Here is a 20,430-nt window from a genome sequence, read left to right on the forward strand (position 1 = left end):
GGCTTAAAAAGCCGGAAAGGAAAGGGAAGTACAATGAAAAAGAAGTACGCAGCACTTCTGGTAGCAGCCGCTATCATGGCAGTGCCGGGCACTCTGGCCATGGCTGCCGGAAGCCCGAACACAAACGCGACGGTTAGTCACGGAGGAGGACATAGCTCAAGCGCGTCTTCCAAGTCTGCAGGTCTGAATGTGAATGCAGGAACCATCACAAACAAGACCACCACAGGTATCAAGAACAACGGACAGAATGGTTCCAACGGAATCACTGTTTCCCAGGGAACTTCTGGAAGCAACAATGCAGTTGGATTTGCATCCGATCAGCAGATCAAAGACGGCAACAGCTGGGCAGTTGCTGAGAAAGTGTTTGAGATCAATGCAGGTACCCCACTGTACCGTGTAACCGGTGATCCGGCTCTGGTTGGATACTCTCCGCTGATGCCGGCACAGCAGCTGCAGGCAACTGATGCAAACGGCGCTGTAACGAAAGAAGCAGTGATTGTCAATATTTCAGTTGCAGCCCTGGGCAATGCTCAGAACATCCAGCTGTATTTCTACAATGAGACAACCCATGCATGGGAACTGGCAGCTGTAAACAGTGTTGATTATGCGACCAACACAATCAACGTTACGATGCCGGGCAATGCCATATTTACACTGGTTCATAAGAACTAATCTGTAGATAGGCGGAAAGCGGCAGGAACCTGTTTGGGAAAGCCTGCTGCTTCCCTAAACAATAAAAATAATTTCTAAATTTCTAACTTTGAGTGGGCCAGACCATTACAAGACCAATATAGATAGATGGTCATGATCCGTCAATGTCAAATAAAAAAGCCAAATTCGTTAGATTATCAGAACGAAAACGAACTGGCGGAATATACCCGAAAACAAAATATCGTCGATTTTGCCGGAAACGGATAAGGGATTTATCTGGAATATAGGTTTCATCCGGAGAATAGGGCAAAAATTGACAAGGGGGAAGAAGTATGTACAAAAGAAATTCGGGCGGCTGGATGAAACACGTTGATTTCATCATCCTGGATATACTCTGCCTGCAGGTAGCACTGATGCTTGCATATGCGTGCAGTGGGTATGGATGGGATATATACACACCGATCTTATATCGGAATGTGGCTATGTTTCTGGGACTGGCAGATCTGATGCTGCTCATATGCCGGGAAACGATGAAAGGCGTGATACGGAGAGGACATTTCCGGGAATTTACCATGACGGTAAAGCAGGCAGTCTTTATAGAAGGAATTGCACTTTTATATCTGTTCCTTTTACAGGAAGGGCAGAACTATTCGAGGCTGGTATTGCTTCTGATGCCGGTATGCTACAGCGTTGTGGCATATGCAGTCCGGGAGCTCTGGAAATGGCACCTACAGAAGAAAAAGACGAGCGACGAGGGAAAAAGCGCCCTTCTGATTGCAGCGAGTGAAGATGTCGTCGAGCGCGTCGTCAAAACAATTAAAGAAAATAACTATGCACAATATATAGTTGCAGGTATTTCTCTCATCGGAGGTGGAAAATATTCCGTCGGAGAGAAAATAGATGGAGTTCCGGTCGTGGCAGAGGAAGCGGGTATTCCGCACTATGTCTGTCAGGACTGGATCGATGAAGTCCTGGTGGTCACCTCAGACGAGGTGCCGTATCCGGGAAAGCTTTTAAGTCAGCTGATGGAAACCGGCGTGACGGTGCATCTGGGTCTGGCAAAGGTAATGAGTGAGCCGGGGAAAAAACAGTTTGTCGAAAAGATAGGACCGTACACGGTGCTGACAACCAGCATCAACTATGCGTCCTCCTTTCAGCTTTTCTTAAAGCGCGCAATGGATATCATGGGCGGTCTGGTCGGCTGCATAATTACAGTACTATTGCTTCCGTTTGTCGGCACAGCAATCTACCTGGCGTCCCCGGGACCGATCTTCTTCGCCCAGGAGCGTGTTGGTAAAAACGGAAAACGGTTCAAGATGTATAAATTCAGAAGCATGTACATGGATGCCGAGGCACGAAAAGCAGAGCTGATGAAAGATAACCGACTTGGTGATGGAAAGATGTTCAAACTTGATTTCGATCCGCGTGTTATCGGAAACAAGATCCTGCCGGATGGAAGCCACAAGACCGGAATCGGCGATTTCATCCGCCGTACCAGTTTAGATGAATTTCCGCAGTTTTTCAATGTGCTGAAAGGAGATAGCGGTATAATAGGAACAACCAAGAAAAACATTGATTTTACAGGGGTTTCGCTGGCTTAGTCGAATTTTGTTATGATAATTTTTCTTTGTGTTGTGTCGATTGAGCGGGGGAACAAATATAAAAGAATGGTTTCTTGGATGCTTATTTTGACCCACACTGTAAGCTGAAAAATTATGATAAGGAGGTTTGACCTAGCCTGCGGATGCTCTTTAAAAAGAACATTCACAGGCTAGTCGTCGTGTTAAAGAACTTACCTAATAAAAACAAATAATTATGAGGTGCGTGTTGAAAATGGGAAGAAAATTATTAATTGTAGCCTCTAAAAGATATGGAGATTATGTAAAAGAGATAGCAGAGTCAATGGGTTGCTTTGAGGAAATCTCCTTTGTAGATAATGACAGAGAAGGAGCTATTGGAAAACTGGAGGATGTGGAAAGTTTTTATCCGGAATATAACTGTGCAATAGCTGCATGTGACGATGGAACAGAAAGACTTGAGTGGAATAAAAAGTTGGAGGCACTTTACAATATTCCAGTTTTATTTCATATGGATTCTACTATTTCCCCATCAGCTAATTTAATGCCTGGCTGTATTGTTGAGCCAAGGGCTGTTGTCGGCTGTGGAAGTACTATTGGGCAGGCAACGGTCATTGGTGCCAATGTGGTGGTAGAACCATATTGTTTTATTGGAGATAGTTGCACATTAAAATCAGGAACAATTGTGAAATCAACAAGTATGGTTGCAATGAACACAAGCACAGAACAAGGAAGTGTTCTGTTTACGTCATTAACAAAGGAATGATAAGGTTCAATAATTATAGGAAGGATGAAACCGCCCTGATTTTCGTGGGGGGGGGTACACGATGAATAGTACAAATGAAACAAAGATGGATATGAAACAGGCAAAACAAAATAACACGCCAAACATACGCTGGACGCTTGTCGGGTATGATTTGATTGTATATGCATTAGTAGCAGTTATACTCCTGGTGTTATATGGAGGAATGGATAAATTATCAACTGTTGGGATCTTTCAACAAGTAGGTCTTTCTGTTTTGTGTATTTTCACAGCACGTCTAATAGGTAAAATTTACGGGCAAGTATGGAGATATGGTGGGATTCAGTGTTATATCCGCTTGCTGTTTACTGACTCTATCGCTTTTGTGGCGTATCTATGTCTGGAACTCCTACTTCCAGTTCAAAAAATTACATTTGCAAGATTACTTTCATTGGTTAGCTTGAATTTATTAGGAGCATTGGCGCTTCGCATGATGTATCGCTATGCATACAAATGTGGAAACCAGGAGACAACAAGAGGAAAAATTCTTTCTATATTATTGCATGTATTTTCTGGTATTGAAGCTGGAAATGAAAAAGAAGTGCAGAAGATCAAAGTTGCAATTATTGGTGCTGGACGAGTTGGTGTGAGTTTGGCAGAAGAACTTTTGAACAATTCAGAAGCAGCGTATGTACCAAGATGTTTTATTGATATTAATAAGGAAAAAGTTGGACGAGATATACATGGCATTCCGGTTTGGTCTGAAACGGAAGCAACTTTTAAGAAGTTAGGCGAATTTGAAGTACAGGAAATCATTTTTGCAATCCCATCAATGGATGCAGCAAAGAAGAAAACTCTTTATGAGTATTACAAGAATGCGGGATACAAATTAAAAGTATATGATTATCCGACTATGTATGCGGCAGGAGGAAAACGTCATCTTCGAGAATTTGATATTGAGGAGCTTTTATTTAGAAAACCTTTAGTTGTTTCGGATGAGCGTACCAATGCATATTACAAAGATAAAGTCGTACTGATCACAGGTGGTGGCGGTTCTATTGGGTCAGAACTGTGCAGACAGTTGGCCAAGATGAATCCGAAGAAGATCATTATCTTAGATATTTATGAAAATGGTGCATATGATGTTCAGCAGGAATTGAAGATCGCATATGGAAATAAGCTGGATTTGCAGATTGAAATTTGTTCCATCACTCATAGAAAAGCTCTTGAAAGAGTATTTGAAAAATATCATCCACAGATCATTATCAATGCAGCCGCTCACAAGCATGTCCCATTGATGGAGCATAACTGTGTAGAAGCCATTTACAACAATGTATTTGGCACACAGAATCTGGTGGAGCTTTGTGAGGAGTATGGTGCGGAACGCTTTATGATGGTATCCACGGATAAAGCGGTTAATCCGACAAACGTAATGGGTGCAACTAAGAGAATGTGCGAGATGATCGTTCAAAGCGCAAGTACTCATGGAAAAGTAAGATACAGTGCGACTCGTTTTGGAAATGTACTTGGCAGTGCCGGATCGGTTATTCCATTATTTAAACGCCAGATTGCTAATGGGGGACCGGTTACAGTTACAGATAAACGAATCATCAGATATTTTATGACAATTCCAGAAGCATCACAGCTTGTTCTTCAGAGTGGTGCGATTGCCAATAATGGAGAGCTGTTTGTTCTTGACATGGGACAGCCAGTAAAGATTATGGATCTGGCAGAGAATATGATTCGTCTGTCTGGTGTACAGGGAATTGAAATTATTGAAACGGGATTAAGACCGGGCGAGAAGCTGTATGAGGAGCTTTTGGTTAAGACAGAGGAACTGGATAAAACGGATAATAGTATGATTTTTATTGAAAGAGATACAGCTTTAAATAAAGAAGAGATTTATAAAAAAATCAAAGTTCTTAGAGATGCCTGTGATACAGGTGATGATTTGATTGCAAAAGAAGCTCTCCGAAGTGTTGTACCAACATTTAAGACACCAGAAGAGGTAAACGAAGAGATTGCATAAAGAATAACCACAACATGGAGCGATATAAAAGAGGTAATTACATATGTTTAAAGAGAACAATAATTTTGAAAAATTTGAATCAAAGGTTTGGTTGAGCAGTCCGACTATGCATGGTCCGGAAATTGAATATGTGAAAGAAGCGTATGAAACAAACTGGATGTCCACAGTTGGAAAAAATATCAACGAAGTTGAAAGAATGGCATGTGAATATATTGGATGCAAACATGCAGTTGCATTATCTGCCGGAACAGCATCATTGCATCTTGCTATGAAATTAGCTGGTATTGAAGCATATGGTATGCCAAAAGTTGGACATGGTGCATTGGAAGGAAAGAAAGTTTTTTGTTCAGATATGACTTTTGATGCCACTGTAAATCCTGTTGTTTACGAGGGCGGTGAACCGGTATTCATTGACACGGAATATGACACATGGAATATGGACCCGGTGGCACTTGAAAAAGCATTTGAAATTTATCCGGATACGAAGGTAGTAGTAGTTGCTCACCTTTATGGAACACCAGGAAAAGTAGACGAATTAAATGCCGTTATCAAGAAACATAATGCAATTCTGGTAGAAGATGCTGCAGAATCTATGGGAGCTACATATAAGGGAGTACAGACTGGCACATTTGGAAAGTATAATACGATTTCCTTTAATGGAAACAAGATTATTACTGGTAGTGCTGGTGGATGCTTCCTGACAGATGATGAAGAAGCAGCAAATAAGGTTCGTAAGTGGTCAACTCAGGCGAGAGAAAATGCTGCATGGTATCAGCATGAAGAACTGGGATACAACTATCGGATGAGTAATGTGGTTGCTGGTGTTGTTCGTGGACAGTTTCCTTATCTGGATGAACATATTGCACAGAAAAAAGCAATCTACGAAAGATACAAAGAGGGATTAAAGGATTTGCCAGTATCCATGAACCCAATGGATCTGGAAAATTCAGAACCAAACTACTGGCTTTCCTGCTTGATTGTTGATGAAGATGCAATGTGCAAACAGGTTCGTGGAGAGCAGGATGTCTGCTATGTCAAAGAAGCCGGAAAAACGTGTCCGACTGAAATTCTGGAGGCAATTGCATCTATTAATGCAGAGGGCAGACCGATTTGGAAACCAATGCATATGCAGCCAATTTATCGTTTAAATCCATTTGTTGTCAGAGATGGTAATGGACGTGCAAGATCAAATGCGTATATTGCTGGTGGTGCAGCTGATGTAGGAATGGATATTTTTGCAAGAGGATTATGTCTGCCAAGTGATAATAAAATGACTGCGGAGCAGCAGGATAGAATTATTGAAGTGATTAGAGCTTGTTTTGAGTAGAAATATATTGTGGGAGAGATTATAGTGTCAAAGAAAAAAGTAGTTGGAATTATAGCATCATCTATTGTTGCTGGAACAGCGGTAGTGACTTGGATTATGAAGAAAAAAGCGGAAAAAACCTCTTATAAAGCTGAAAGCATAGAAGCAATTCCGACACGTGAAATGGGATTTTATGAGAAATACGTTAAAAGAGCAATAGATATTGTTTGTGCATCAGCAGCGATTATATGTTTTAGTCCATTATATATAGGTGTTGCAATTCTTGTCAGATTCAAACTTGGAAGTCCGGTATTGTTTACTCAGGACCGTCCAGGTCTGATTGGAGAAGATGGCAAAGAAACTATTTTTAAAATGTATAAATTTCGTACTATGACAGACGAAAGAGACGAAAATGGAGAGCTTTTGCCAGATGAGGTGCGGTTAACCTCATTTGGCAAGTGGCTTAGAAGTACAAGTCTTGATGAACTTCCAGAGACTTTTAATATTTTAAATGGGACACTTTCGGTTTGTGGTCCGCGTCCACAACTGGTCAGAGATCTTACGTTTATGACAAAGGAACAACGTATGCGTCACACTGCAAAACCAGGGTTGAGTGGATTGGCGCAGGTGAATGGAAGAAATGCAATTAAGTGGGAAGATAAATTGGACTGGGATTTGAAGTACATAGAAAATGTGTCATTGTTAGAAGATTTACGTATTATCTTAAAAACTGTAAAAACTGCTTTTATTAAGCAGGAGGGAATTACAGATGGAGATATGGCAACAGCAGAAGACTTTGGTGACTATTTATTGAATAATGGAAAGGTGAGTCAAGAAGATTACAATAATAAACAAATGAAAGCAAAGAAAATTTTAAATCAGGAAAGTGATGTTAAAGAAGATGTTAAAGTAGATAGAAATCATCATGTACCTTTTTCCGTGGCTATGTCAGTATATAAAAGTGATAATCCCGATTTTTTTGATAGAGCACTTAGTAGTATTACTGACGAGCAAACGATTAAACCAAATGAAATTGTATTAGTTGTGGATGGCCCGGTAAGTAACGAGATAAATAATGTTATTAATAAATATGAAAAAAAGTATGAAGTATTTAATGTTATACGATTAGAACAAAATGGTGGCTTGGGAAATGCGTTAAAAATCGCAGTTGAAAATGCAACTCATGAACTAATTGCTCGAATGGACAGCGATGATGTGTCTGTTTCTACACGATTTGAAGAACAATTAAAATATTTTGAAATAAATCCTGAGATAGATATTGTGGGAGGAGATATAACAGAATTTATCGGAGAAGAAAATAATATTGTTGGGAAAAGATCTGTTCCATTATCTAACGAATCTATAAGAGAATATATGAAAACACGTTGTGCTATGAATCATGTTTCAGTCATGTATAAAAAGAAAGCAGTGGAAAGTGCTGGCGGATACCAAGATTGGTTTTGGAATGAAGATTATTATCTATGGATAAGAATGTGGTTAAATGGAGCAGTATTCGCAAATACAGGAAGCGTGCTTGTGAATGTTCGGGTCGGTGAAGAAATGTATCAACGACGAGGAGGTTCAAAGTATTTTGAGAGTGAAAAAGGACTTCAGGATTATATGCTGAAGAATAAGATGATTAATCATTCGACATATATAAAAAATGTAACTAAGAGGTTGATTATTCAAAAATTGATGCCTAACAAGCTAAGAGGTTGGGTATTTAGAACATTTGCGAGGAAAAAAGTATCATGAAGTATGTAGAAGGTCTTGTCAGTGTTATTATGCCGACTTACAAGCGCTCAGAAAAATTACTCAGAGCAATAGACAGTGTATTGAATCAGACATATAAAAATTTAGAATTGTTACTAGTAAATGATAATGAGCCATTTGATGAATATACGGAATTGTTGAAAAAAAGAGTAGAGAAATATTCGAATGATGAAAGATTCCATCTGATTCTTCAGGATAAACATATTAATGGCGCAGTTGCAAGAAATGTAGGTATTCGCCAGGCAAGAGGACAGTATATTGCTTTTTTGGATGATGATGACTGGTGGGAACTGAATAAACTGGAAGAACAGGTAAAAGAACTAAAGTCTCTTGATGATAGTTGGGGAGCGGTGTCATGTAAGTTTACATTGTATGATCAGAATGGAAATGTTATAGGAAAAACAAAGAAATATAGAGACGGATATATTTATAAAGATATATTAAATCTTATGTCAGATGTTGCAACCGGCACATTGCTTATAAGACATGACTATTTTGATACAACTAGATATTTCGATGAAAACTTGTTGAGACATCAAGATTTGCAACTTTTAGTAGACTTTACATCAAAATATAAATTAAAAGAAGTAAATCAATATTTGCATTGTGTGGATGTTTCAGACACGCAAAACAGACCAGATGCTCATAAGTTAATACAATATAAAAAAGCTTTTTTTAGATCTATAAAGCCTGTAATGGCTTCGTTAAGCGAAAAAGAAAGAAAATGTATTTATGCAATGCATAAGTACGAATTGGGCTATGTATGTCTGAAGAATGGCGAAAAACGTCAGGGATTAGGATATTGTAAAGCGGTATTGAGTAGCCCGAAGGCATGTAGATTAGCTTTACAGAAAACTATTGTGAAAATTATTCAGATTTGTAAAAGATAAGTTTAGAAAGTTGTAGATGTTAGGAGAAAATATTATGATTCAATCTAAAGCAGATTTAAGGGAGTATCTAGAGGCAGATCGAATTCATTTAGGATATAGATATAAGAAACCTAAACTAAGAGATATTGTATGGCGATATGAAATTTATTTACGAAAAAGTGAATATTATAACAACGTATCGGGGGGGGCATTTCATAAAATAGCAGGTAAATATTATAAAGCATTGTGGAATATATTAGGTTTATTGTGTGGATTTTCAATTGGGCTAAATTGCTTTGAAAAGGGCTTGAGCATATCACATATTGGTACAATAGTAGTAAATCATGAAGCGAAAATAGGGGAGAATTGCAGATTGCATGTGTGTACAAATATTGGAACTGGATCACCTAAAATAGGAAATAATGTTTATATAGGACCTGGCGCAAAAATTTTTGGAAAAATCCAAGTCGCAGATGGAACTCAGATTGGAGCCAATGCAGTTGTTAATAAAGACTTTCTTGAAGTAAATAGAACGATTGTTGGAGTTCCAGCGCATTATGTTGAAAAGTAAATTAGAAAATTTAGTGAGGAAATTAATATAATGGAAGAATTGGTTAGCATAGTTGTTCCTGTATATAATATGGGAACAAGTATTAAAATATGCGTTGAATCATTGATAAAGCAAAGTTACAAAAATATAGAGATTCTTCTTGTTGATGATGGATCAACAGATAATAGTCTACAAGTGTGTAAAAAATTTGAAGAAGTAGATAAGAGGGTACGTGTCTTTCATACTGAGAATCATGGGGCTGGTCCGGCCAGAAATTATGGAATAAAAAATGCTAAGGGAAGATATATATGTTTTCCGGATGCTGATGACTTATATGAAGAAAATGCAGTTTCAGCAATGGTGCAAGCTATGAGCAATGGAATAAACGATTTTGTTGTTGCTGGTTTTACATCGCTGGATGGAAATGGAAAAAAGGTTACAGAAAGGAGCTATAAGGATAGAGAAGTATCAGGTATCCAAATGAGGAGCAATTACAATAAATATATTGGCGAAAATGAAGAATTTGGAATAAATGGGGCTCCGTGGAATAAATTATATGATTTAAAAATTATTCGAGAAAATCAGATAGAATTTCCTGAGTTACGGCGACACCAAGACACCGCATTCATATTCATGTATTTATGCCATGTAAATAATGTTCATTTCATAGAAGAAAATGTATATATTCATTATGTGAATGACTTGAGAAAAGAATGGGATAAATATCCGATCAATTATATAGAATCAGTTGTTGGATTAAGAAAAATACAGGAAAAGACTGTATTTACTTGGAATACAGATAATAAAATTGTCTTTGATAAGTTAAATCAAGGATACATTTCAAATACTATAAAAGCTATAGAATTGTCATTATCTCATAGATTCAAAATGAAACATTATGAAAGAGTTGAATATATAAAAAATGTGGTGGAATATAGCCAAATTTTATCAATAGAAGTTCCTAGGTGTCTAGGAAAGTATCAAAATATACTCCTAAATAAATTAAGAAAAAAGAAATATATACAAGTATTATTTATAATTCATTTAAAAGTATTTGTGGAAAAAAGAGGAGGATTATTTTTGATAAAGAAATTTTAAGGAGTAATTAAGATGGAATATCAGACTATATACAATAAGGAAAATACACGTATAAAATTTTTAGCTTTTGTAATAATAATGCCCGCTTATATAGATGTACTTAATGTATTACTTAATACAATAGGGATTGGAATGACATCTGTGGTTACTGCTTGTATATATATATATGTTCTTATATCTTTGATTTTAAAATGTGGAATAAGAAAAATTGATTTTTTCTATTTGATAGGATTTTATCTTGTTTTTTTATTGAATTATGTATTTTTTTCGAGTACAAGAAGCGAAATGCTTTCGCAAGGAATGATAATTGTATATATTTTTTTTATTCCATATGGGTTGTTTAGCTTCAAAAATGTTGTGAATTGGGATAGCTTTTTTTCGTACTTATACAAATATGCAAAATGGGCAATTATATCTGGTGGCATGATGCTGTTGTTTTTACCTTATGATAAATATTTAGGATATATGGATTATTCGTATTCGTTGTTACCGGCTGTATGTGCAGCATATTACTATCAAGCGAAAGGAAAAAATATTGAAGAAGAAAAAACGTCATCATTCATACCGATGATTATGTTTGTGGCGGGAATAATTGAAATGGCGGCATTTGGGGCTAGATCCGGTATATTATATGCAGTGCTATTTGTTGGAGTATTAGAATTATTGAGAAAAGATATATCAATACAAAAAAAATTGCTTATATGCGGTGTGCTTGTTATTGGTGGCATGATTGGTGTTTTCTATTTAGATGATATTTTATATTTGGTATCTAAACTGCCGTATTTCGAAAATTCTTATTTGGTTCGTAGTTTTCTAAAAGGAAAATTATTTAATACTGATACTAGACAAGTTATATGGCAAAGTTGTTTTGAACGACTTAATACGATGGGGATGGATGTAACTGGATTTTTTGGAGATAGACCGTATTGTGCGGGAGCTGTTTATCCACATAATATTGTACTCGAAATTTTGATGTCTTGGGGCTGGATTATTGGTGGATGTATATTAGCGTATTTACTCTGGTTGATTATAAGAGGATTGACGTGTAAAGGATTAAAACGAGATGTGTGTATTTTTATTATTTTCTCTTGTTTATCCAGATTTTTTATGTCAGGAACTTATATAAGAGAAGGAAAATTTTGGATTACAGTATTTGTTTTAGTTGCACTAGGAAAAGGAAAAAAGAAGGCGAATAATTAGATGAGTAGAGAAAAAAATTTAATAAAAAATACAGCAATACTATCGCTAGGAACGTTTGTTCCTAAATTTATTACTGTATTTATCACTCCAATATTAACAGCAAAATTAACTAAAGCAGAGTATGGAAGTTATGATTTAGTAATTACGCTGGTAGCTTTATTACTTCCGGCAACAACGTTGCAAATTAGTTCAGCTGCATTTAGATTTTTGATAGATCAAAAAGATGATAATTTAAAATGTAAAAAAATAATTAGTAGTATTTTTACATTTGTGGTGGTAACTTCCGTAATTACATGCTTACTTTATTATGTCTTGTCAGGAAAAAAATTGGGCCATATAGGTATATTAGTATGTTTCTACTTTGTATCGGATATATTGATGATTGCGGCTCAACAAGTAATGCGAGGCATGGGGAAAAATCTATATTATTCTTTTAGCACTATAATAAAAGCCATTTTGGATATCAGTATGATTATTATATTGCTTGGAGTACTTGGGACAAAGAATTTTGGATTGCTGGGTGTTATGTTATCTATGTCAATTTCTGCCTTTGCTAGTTTTATTTTTCTATTAATCAAGGGAGAGATAATTAAGTTTTATAACATTAAATATTTCGATATAAACACTTTAAAAGAGCTATTAAAGTATTCATGGCCAATGGTTCCCAATAATTTATCAAATTGGGTATTGAGGGTATCTGATAAAGTGGTTATAACTGCAGCGTTAGGAGTAGAAGCTAATGCAATATATGCTGTAGCAACTAAATTGCCTACGATTTTCGATTCATTACAAGGAACTTTTACACTTGCATGGCAAGAAAATGCTTCAATTGCTTCAAAAGATGATGATAAAGACAGATACTATTCTGTTATGTGTACAAATGTATATAACATATTTGTTGGGTTAATGTCTGGATTGATAATGACTACGCCGATTGTATGGAAAATTCTTATTCGAGGAGATTATGAATCTGCTTATTATCAATTACCTGTATTATATATAGGCATGCTTTTTTCAAGCTTTGCAGCTACAATTGGCGGGATTTATATAGCACATATGAAAACTAAAAGTGTAGGAATAACTACGACAATTGCAGCTGTAATAAATTTATTAATTGATATTTTGTTTGTAAAAAAAATTGGAATTTGGGCGGGATCAATATCAACTATGATAAGCTATTTAGTATTAGTCATCTATAGAATGTATGATGTTCAAAAATTTCAAAAAATACGATTTGAAATAAAAAAAATGATCCTGGGTATTGTGATGCTATCTATAATGGCAATATGTAGTTATCAAAAAAAAATAGCGTTTGATTTAATTAATATTTTAATATGTATTTTGGTCCTTTTTGTGTTCGATAAGGATATTATAATAATTATATTCAAAGCTTTATTCAATAAGAAAATAGAAAAAAATAAAAAGAAGGATTAATTATGCAAGAAAGAGAGAGTATTATTTTTATTACAAAAGATGCTTTTTGTAAAGATTATTTACCTTGTTACGGAAATCAATATTGGAGTGGACATACTCCGAATATTGATAAACTTGTAGAAAATGGCTCTGTGTTTAGAAAGTATTATACAGGAGCTCCCTCGACAGTTATGTCTAATATGTGTATGTTTACTGGATTATATGCACATGAAAGTGAACTGAGTCGCTATGTATTATCTGGAATACATTATCAAGGAGAAACTTTGTGGACAAAGGCTGAAGCTAAAGGATATGAGTGTCATATTATATGGGATGAAGCATGGCATTCTGTATTTAAGATGGAAGAACGTTATTATTGTTATGGTGAAAATACGAAAATTCATAATTTAAAAGAAATACGTCAAGGAGTAGGTGCTCACTATCTACATGGAGATTCATTAAAACGAGATGACAGTAAGACGGAATATGTTTACAAAACAATCGAAAATGAAATAAAAAAAATAAAAAAAGAGGCAGAAAAACCAATATTTCTTTGGATGCATATACCACATGTAATCAATGGCAGAACTGGTTATGGAACTGACATAGATGCATTTGATCATATAGTAGGGATTGCAAGAAATAAATTTAAAGATACTAATATTTTTATTGCAGCAGATCATGGAAATATGAATGGTATGAAAGGAAAAATTAGTTACGGTCATGACGTATACGAGACGGCAGTTAATATACCGTTGATTGCGCCAAGAATAGATGAAAAAAGAATAATAGATAATTTAGTATCCAATATTGATATATCTACGATTATTTTTGAACGTAAAATTCCTGAGAGAGACGTTGTATATAGTGATAGTACATTCTATGCACAGCCAAATAGAAAACTTGCTATTATAACAAAAGATTACAAATATATATATAATAAGCATTCAAAAAAAGAGGAATTATATGATTTAAGAACTGACCCGGAAGAAAATTGTAATCTTATTAGCGATACAATTTATGATGTAGATCGTCATGTAAAAACACCTTTAAGAGAATTATATTTCTATCCATATTGGGAAGAACTTGAAGAGGTACGTAGGTATTTTAGAAAAGAAAAAAACAAAATTTGGAAAACAGGAACTTTTAAAGAAGAATTTATACCTACATTAAAATATCAGGTGCAGACACATGGTTATTATCAATTGACACAGATGTTATCAAAGTTGAAGTCAAAAAAATAAATAAAAAGACGAGGAGCTGAGTAGGATGAAAAAAAATGCAATAATATTGGCAGCTGGAAAATCATCGCGATTTGCACCATTTACTTATGAAAAACCCAAAGGTCTATTTTGTGTTAAAGGTCAAATCCTTATTGAACGACAAATTGAACAATTAATCGAAGCTGGAATAGATGAAATTTATATTGTCGTAGGATATATGAAAGAAAAGTTCTTTTATCTGGAACAAAAGTATGGAGTTAAATTAATTGTAAATAATGAGTTTGGAAAAAAAGGAAATTTATATACATTATACGTTGCAAGAGAGCATTTAAAAAATACGTTTATTTGTTGTGCGGATCACTATTTTGTAAGGAATCCATTTCTTGATCCTAATCAGGAAAATCTATCTTATCGTGCCTGCGTATTTCAGAAAGGAAAATTTTGCGAATTTTCTGCAAGTGTATCTGATGCAAAGGTTATAACGGACATGTCTGTTGGAGGATGTGATTCATATGCAATGGTAGGACAAGCATACATGAATCAGAACTTTTCGGAAAAATTCAGAGAGTATATGGAAGATGAAATTAATGATTTTGGAATTGCATCCATGTTTTGGGAAGAATTCTATCAGAAACATATAAAAGATCTGACATTTTTTATGAAAGAGTATTCGGAAAATGCAATTTTGGAATTTGAAAATATTGATGATCTGAGAGCATTTGATTCAGAATTTCTTCTCAATGTTGATTCGGAAATTATTGCTAATATTTGTGATACTTTGAAATGTGAGCCTAATGAGATAAAAGATATTGATGTAATAAATGCAGGACTTACGAATGTTTCGTTTTCATTCTCTGTTGGAAAAGAAAAATATGTATATCGCCATCCCGGTGGGACTGCGGGTAATTTAATTAATCGCCAAACTGAATATTTTGCACAGACAGCAGCAAAGAATATAGGGATTGATAAATCGTTTATAAAAATGGATATATCTGGTTGGAAAATATCTCATTTTGTGGAAAACGCACGTAATTGCGACTTTGAAAAGTCAGATGAGCAGTTAAAAATAGCTATGGTTTATTTGCGTAAGCTACATGAGGTAGCACCTGATAATAGTGTCAAGGTATTTGATAATGTTAAAGAGGGTAAAAAACTCATGAAGATAGCATCTGCAACAAAAGGTCATCTTGAAAAGGAATTTACGGAGATTATTGGAAAAATAGATCGTTTATATGATTATATTAAGTCTGATGCAGAACGGCTAGGATATAATTTGGTATTGTGTCACAATGACACATATGCACCAAATTATTTATATGATAAAGATGAGAAGATTTATTTAATTGACTGGGAGTATGCAGGTCTGAATTATGCAGCAAATGATATAGGTTGTATTTTGTGTCGTTATGATTGGACAGAAGAACAGATAGAAAGATATTTGGAATATTATTTAGGACATAAACTTACGAAAGATGAGAGACGTTTTTATTATGCGTTTATTCCAATTTCAGGTTTCTACTGGTTTTGTTGGGGATTATATAAGGGAAGTGTGGGAGACGATGATTCATTTTTCTTCCTACCTAGTTATAGAAATGTGGTACGGTTTATTGACAGAGCACTGGAGAGTTATGAAAAATAGAAGTTTTGATGGAAAGGAAACAATAAATTAGTATGGTTACAGCAATTATTTTGGCAGGTGGTGTAGGCTCACGGGTTGGAGCTGGACGACCAAAGCAATTTGTAGAAGTATTAGGAAAACCTGTATTAGCCTATACGATAGAGATTTTTGAAAATCATTCTGATGTAGATGCAATCGAAATTGTATGTCATAAGGAATGGAAAGAATATCTGATAAATGACATTATAAAAAAATATAACTATAAAAAAGTAAAGTGGATTACAGAAGGTGGAGAAACATTTCAAGAGTCATGTATAAATGGTTTGAATAATTTAAAAAATGAAATCCAAAAAGATGATTATGTATTAATTCAATATGGTGCAGCACCGTTTACAAGTGAAAAAATCGTGACAGATGTAATAAAAAAAATGAAAGAAAAAGGTTCTGCTGTCACAGCAACTCCATGCTACCAACTCTTAGGCAGCAATGATGAAAATGGTGAAAGCAAAACATGGGTAGATAGAGATAAATACATACAAATTGCATGCCCGTATGGTTTTAAGTATGATTATTTGCTAGATATTTATAATAGAGCGGAACAACAATCATTATTGCAGACGATTGAGCCACATACTACTTCACTTATGTATGCATTGGGAGACACTATTTATCAGGCATATGGAGATCAGACCAACATTAAGATAACTACAAAGGAAGACCTAGATTTATTTGAGGGATATGTTTTAATGAAGAAATATAGAAAATCAGAAAACAAATAGAAAGAAGGAAAAGTATGAAAATAGCAGTAGCAGGAACAGGATATGTGGGATTATCTATTGCCACACTTTTATCTCAAAATCATGAGGTAATGGCAGTAGATATTATTCCAGAGAAAGTTGAGAAAATTAATAAAAGAATCAGTCCAATTCAGGATGAGTATATTGAGAAATACTTAAAGGAAAAAGAACTGAATCTTACAGCCACATTAGATGCCGAATTAGCATATAAGGATGCAGATTTTGTTGTGATTGCAGCGCCAACGAACTATGACAGCAAGAAAAATTTCTTTGATACATCAGCAGTTGAAGCGGTCATTAAGCTGGTTATTGAATATAATCCGGACGCAATTATGGTTATTAAATCAACAATTCCAGTAGGTTATACCGCAAGTATCAGAGAAAAATTCCACTGTGATAATATTATCTTTAGCCCGGAATTTTTACGTGAGTCAAAGGCGTTGTATGACAATCTGTATCCATCAAGAATTATTGTAGGAACAGATATTGAAAATGCCAGACTCGTAAAGGCAGCGAATACATTTGTTGGATTACTGCAGGAAGGGGCTATTAAAGAGAATATTGATACTCTGATTATGGGATTCACAGAAGCAGAGGCAGTAAAATTATTTGCTAATACATATCTGGCACTCAGAGTTTCTTACTTTAATGAGCTGGATACTTATGCAGAGATGAAAGGACTTAATACACAGCAGATCATTAATGGTGTGTGCCTTGATCCCAGAATTGGTTCCCATTATAATAATCCGTCATTTGGCTATGGTGGATATTGCTTGCCGAAGGATACAAAGCAGCTTTTGGCAAACTATGAAGATGTTCCGCAGAACATGATGTCTGCAATCGTTGAATCTAACAGAACCAGAAAAGACTTTATTGCAGATCGAGTTCTTCAGAAAGCTGGGTATTATGCATATGAGGATGAGAATACTTATGATGCTACTCTGGAGAAAGAAGTTGTGATTGGCGTATATCGTCTTACTATGAAATCTAATTCAGATAATTTCCGTCAGTCCTCAATACAGGGAGTTATGAAACGAATCAAAGCGAAAGGAGCTTCTGTTATCATTTATGAACCAACACTGGAAGATGGAAGTACTTTCTTTGGTAGCAAGGTTGTAAATGATTTGGAGAAATTTAAGGAACAGAGTCAGGCAATTATTGCAAATAGATATGACAGTTGTTTGGATGATGTGAAAGATAAAGTTTATACAAGAGACTTATATGGTCGAGACTAAAAAATGCAAATGAATTGGATGGAGGTTGAGTTGGTATATGAAAAGTAATCCACTTGTTAAGATAAATGAATTAATAGAACAGGACTATTTGATTGTTGTTGATACGAATGTATTGCTTGGATTATATCGACTTTCTCCGGACTATGCTGATTTTGCATTGAAATGTTTAGAAAAAATAAAGAGTTTTATTCGAATACCATATGTTGTAGCATTAGAATTTTCAAGGCATAATAGAAAGCTGTATAAAGACAGACAGCTTTCTATAAAAAATTCTATAAGTGATAATCTAACCATGATAGAGAATCATAAAAAGAAAGTCTTGAATGCGATTGCTGTATTGGAAAAAAGAAATTTTCCAGAAATTGACGAATTACTTAATTCTGTTGGAGCTTGTTATGATAAGGCAACCTCTTTATTGGATGATTATTTTGATGAGCATAGTGTTCTTACTCTGATAAATGATACATGGAATTCTGATTTACCTGAAGATTTTTTAGATGAATTACAAAATAATCAACAGATTATGGCTCCACTGGAACTCTCTGAAATCTATGGTATATGTGATGATGGCGAAAAACGTTATAAAAAAGAAAATCCTCCAGGATATAAGGACGCAAAGAAAAAAGACGGGATTAGAAAATATAGTGATTTAATCTGGTGGAAAGAAGTCATTCAGTATGCAAGAAAAAGTAGAAAAAATATTGTCCTTGTAACGGATGACGTGAAAGAAGACTGGTGGACGATTGATGAGAAGGGACAGTATCTGTTTCGAGGCGAGTTGATTACAGAGTTTGAAAAGGAAATAAAAATTAGGGCAAATCAGAATCAGGGAACTCAGCTGGAATCGCTAAAATTGATACCATTTATATCATCAGATTTTTACACAGCAGTTGCAAATAGTTATAATATAGAAAAAGCTGATGCGATTGGGCTGGCAATGAATCTTACGGATAAGAGTTACATATCGCATATTCAGGAAAAAGTCTTTGATGATATTTTAGATGCTCTTATTTTCTCAGGTACTCAGTACGTGAATGACACGGTAACATATGTAGGAACTGAAGGAATTGAATCTTGGGATTTAGAAGATTGTGAGTTTTTAGGATATGAAATTGAATCAAGGGATGGAAACACAATATATTACAGGTTAAATTATTCGGTATGCTTGTCAGGGTATTCTCATGATTATTGGGGCAGAGATGAAGATACAAAAGCTGTAATATTATCTGAACCATTTTATCATGAGGTGAAAGGTGAAATTAGTGTGCTTGTATGCCGAGAGGCTGATTTATTGATTGACTATGAAGAAGATGACGATTATGCAAGTGCGGAAATAGAAGAAGGTGATCTTTCAGAAGTAGTGTATAAAGATTATCAATACGAACCGGAACCAGATCCGGAAGCATATACGACATGCTCGGAATGCGGGAAACCACTATCAGTTTACAATGATTTTAATGGTAAATGCCTAGAGTGTGCTGCATTGGAAGATTAATGGGAGGAATAAGGAATATGGCAAGATTCAAGAGCCTTGCAGATCAGGCAGATTCACAGGAAGCAATTTGCGATTATATGTATTACAGAGAAGAAAACAAATATATGCATAGAGCACGTGTATTAATTTCTTCCTGTGGAAAGAACCAATATAATAGAATATTAAATATAATTCCAGAGATAAGTACAAATGATGCACATGTATATATAGAAGGGGATGCACAATTTGAGAGAGACTATTATTTAGAATATTCTAATAAATTTCAGGAATTTTCATTTATTAGTGGCACATTGTTGATAAAGGCAAGGGATCGTTGGGGAAATTCGATTGAAATTGATATTACTAATGAATCATGACAGAAAATATATAAGAAATCAAAAATTGGTACTGGTTTTTTACATATTTTGTAGTAACGGTAATATAATAGTCTATCTCCCTTTCTCATGGGGAGAAACGAGGGCGAGGGGAGATTACTCTGTACCCCTCGTTTGGTTATCGAATGATTGGATTGACACGAAAAAGGAGAACGAATGAAGGTCTGGATTAAAGCAGGAGTAATCATATTTTATGTTCTGATATATTCTTTTTTGAGGAAACGTATGCGTAGAGATTTTATAAAATTTTTTAAAGCAATGATGCTATTGATGATTTTTATACTATCTCTGTTACCAGAAGCAATTATAATAAAGCAATTAGGGCTGGCTTTTCGAGCTGACACTTTGATATTATGGATGGCTGGCATAGAGGCGGTAGATGCCTGGGATGAATATGAACGAGAGAAGAATAATTATAAAAAGTATCGACGGAGCAAAGTGAACAGAAATGGGAAGACCAAAAAGGAAACCAGAATATAA

General features: G+C 35.2%; 18 protein-coding genes. All 18 read left to right on the forward strand.

All coding sequences use genetic code 11. The annotated features are described in order from the left end of the window. Positions 1-33: 33 nt before the first annotated feature. Positions 34-672, forward strand: a complete 639-nt coding sequence (locus DW720_RS08505; protein ID WP_118293812.1) for a hypothetical protein — start codon at positions 34-36, stop codon at positions 670-672. 311 nt (positions 673-983) lie between these two features. Further along, on the forward strand, positions 984-2,252 hold the full coding sequence (locus DW720_RS08510) for a sugar transferase (RefSeq protein WP_118749520.1): 1,269 nt from the start codon (positions 984-986) through the stop codon (positions 2,250-2,252). Positions 2,253-2,484: 232 nt separating this feature from the next. After that, positions 2,485-2,994, forward strand: coding sequence for a hypothetical protein (locus tag DW720_RS08515; protein WP_158576599.1), 510 nt, complete (start codon positions 2,485-2,487; stop codon positions 2,992-2,994). A gap of 61 nt (positions 2,995-3,055) precedes the next feature. Continuing rightward, on the forward strand, positions 3,056-4,999 hold the full coding sequence (locus DW720_RS08520) for a nucleoside-diphosphate sugar epimerase/dehydratase (protein ID WP_118749522.1): 1,944 nt from the start codon (positions 3,056-3,058) through the stop codon (positions 4,997-4,999). A gap of 43 nt (positions 5,000-5,042) precedes the next feature. Beyond that, complete coding sequence (locus DW720_RS08525; protein ID WP_118743817.1) at positions 5,043-6,326, forward strand: DegT/DnrJ/EryC1/StrS family aminotransferase; 1,284 nt, start codon at positions 5,043-5,045, stop codon at positions 6,324-6,326. Between the two features lie 24 nt (positions 6,327-6,350). After that, a complete protein-coding gene (locus DW720_RS16145) occupies positions 6,351-8,060 on the forward strand; it encodes a sugar transferase (protein WP_118749523.1) in 1,710 nt (569 codons plus the stop codon). After that, entirely contained in the window at positions 8,057-8,968 is a 912-nt protein-coding gene (locus DW720_RS08535) for a glycosyltransferase family 2 protein (RefSeq protein ID WP_101884327.1), read from the forward strand. Before DW720_RS16145 ends, DW720_RS08535 begins: the two co-directional genes overlap by 4 nt. 34 nt (positions 8,969-9,002) lie before the next feature. Further along, positions 9,003-9,518 (forward strand): serine acetyltransferase, encoded by a 516-nt coding sequence (locus tag DW720_RS08540; RefSeq protein WP_101884326.1) that lies wholly within the window; start codon positions 9,003-9,005, stop codon positions 9,516-9,518. A gap of 30 nt (positions 9,519-9,548) precedes the next feature. Continuing rightward, on the forward strand, positions 9,549-10,595 hold the full coding sequence (locus DW720_RS08545) for a glycosyltransferase family 2 protein (RefSeq protein ID WP_118743818.1): 1,047 nt from the start codon (positions 9,549-9,551) through the stop codon (positions 10,593-10,595). A gap of 12 nt (positions 10,596-10,607) precedes the next feature. Then, positions 10,608-11,795: a hypothetical protein gene (locus DW720_RS08550; RefSeq protein WP_117995125.1), complete on the forward strand. Its 1,188-nt coding sequence runs from the start codon at positions 10,608-10,610 to the stop codon at positions 11,793-11,795. Beyond that, positions 11,796-13,229, forward strand: a complete 1,434-nt coding sequence (locus DW720_RS08555; protein ID WP_101884323.1) for an oligosaccharide flippase family protein — start codon at positions 11,796-11,798, stop codon at positions 13,227-13,229. 2 nt (positions 13,230-13,231) lie between these two features. Continuing rightward, positions 13,232-14,452 (forward strand): sulfatase-like hydrolase/transferase, encoded by a 1,221-nt coding sequence (locus DW720_RS08560; RefSeq protein WP_118749524.1) that lies wholly within the window; start codon positions 13,232-13,234, stop codon positions 14,450-14,452. 25 nt (positions 14,453-14,477) lie between these two features. After that, the gene (locus tag DW720_RS08565) at positions 14,478-16,070 is read left to right on the forward strand and encodes an NTP transferase domain-containing protein (protein WP_118743819.1); all 1,593 of its coding nucleotides are present in this window, start codon (positions 14,478-14,480) and stop codon (positions 16,068-16,070) included. A gap of 32 nt (positions 16,071-16,102) precedes the next feature. Next, the gene (locus tag DW720_RS08570) at positions 16,103-16,828 is read left to right on the forward strand and encodes an IspD/TarI family cytidylyltransferase (RefSeq protein ID WP_101884320.1); all 726 of its coding nucleotides are present in this window, start codon (positions 16,103-16,105) and stop codon (positions 16,826-16,828) included. A 14-nt stretch (positions 16,829-16,842) separates the two neighbouring features. Further along, the gene (locus DW720_RS08575; RefSeq protein WP_101884319.1) at positions 16,843-18,081 is read left to right on the forward strand and encodes a nucleotide sugar dehydrogenase; all 1,239 of its coding nucleotides are present in this window, start codon (positions 16,843-16,845) and stop codon (positions 18,079-18,081) included. A gap of 37 nt (positions 18,082-18,118) precedes the next feature. Then, positions 18,119-19,576 carry a PIN-like domain-containing protein gene (locus DW720_RS08580; RefSeq protein WP_118749525.1) on the forward strand — a complete coding sequence of 486 codons (1,458 nt, stop codon included), beginning with the start codon at positions 18,119-18,121 and terminating at the stop codon, positions 19,574-19,576. A 17-nt stretch (positions 19,577-19,593) separates the two neighbouring features. Continuing rightward, complete coding sequence (locus DW720_RS08585) at positions 19,594-19,932, forward strand: hypothetical protein (protein WP_118749526.1); 339 nt, start codon at positions 19,594-19,596, stop codon at positions 19,930-19,932. A 174-nt stretch (positions 19,933-20,106) separates the two neighbouring features. Next, positions 20,107-20,430: a hypothetical protein gene (locus tag DW720_RS08590; protein WP_101884379.1), complete on the forward strand. Its 324-nt coding sequence runs from the start codon at positions 20,107-20,109 to the stop codon at positions 20,428-20,430.

This window comes from Clostridium sp. AM27-28 (assembly GCF_003480955.1).
GTDB lineage: Bacteria > Bacillota > Clostridia > Lachnospirales > Lachnospiraceae > Otoolea > Otoolea fessa.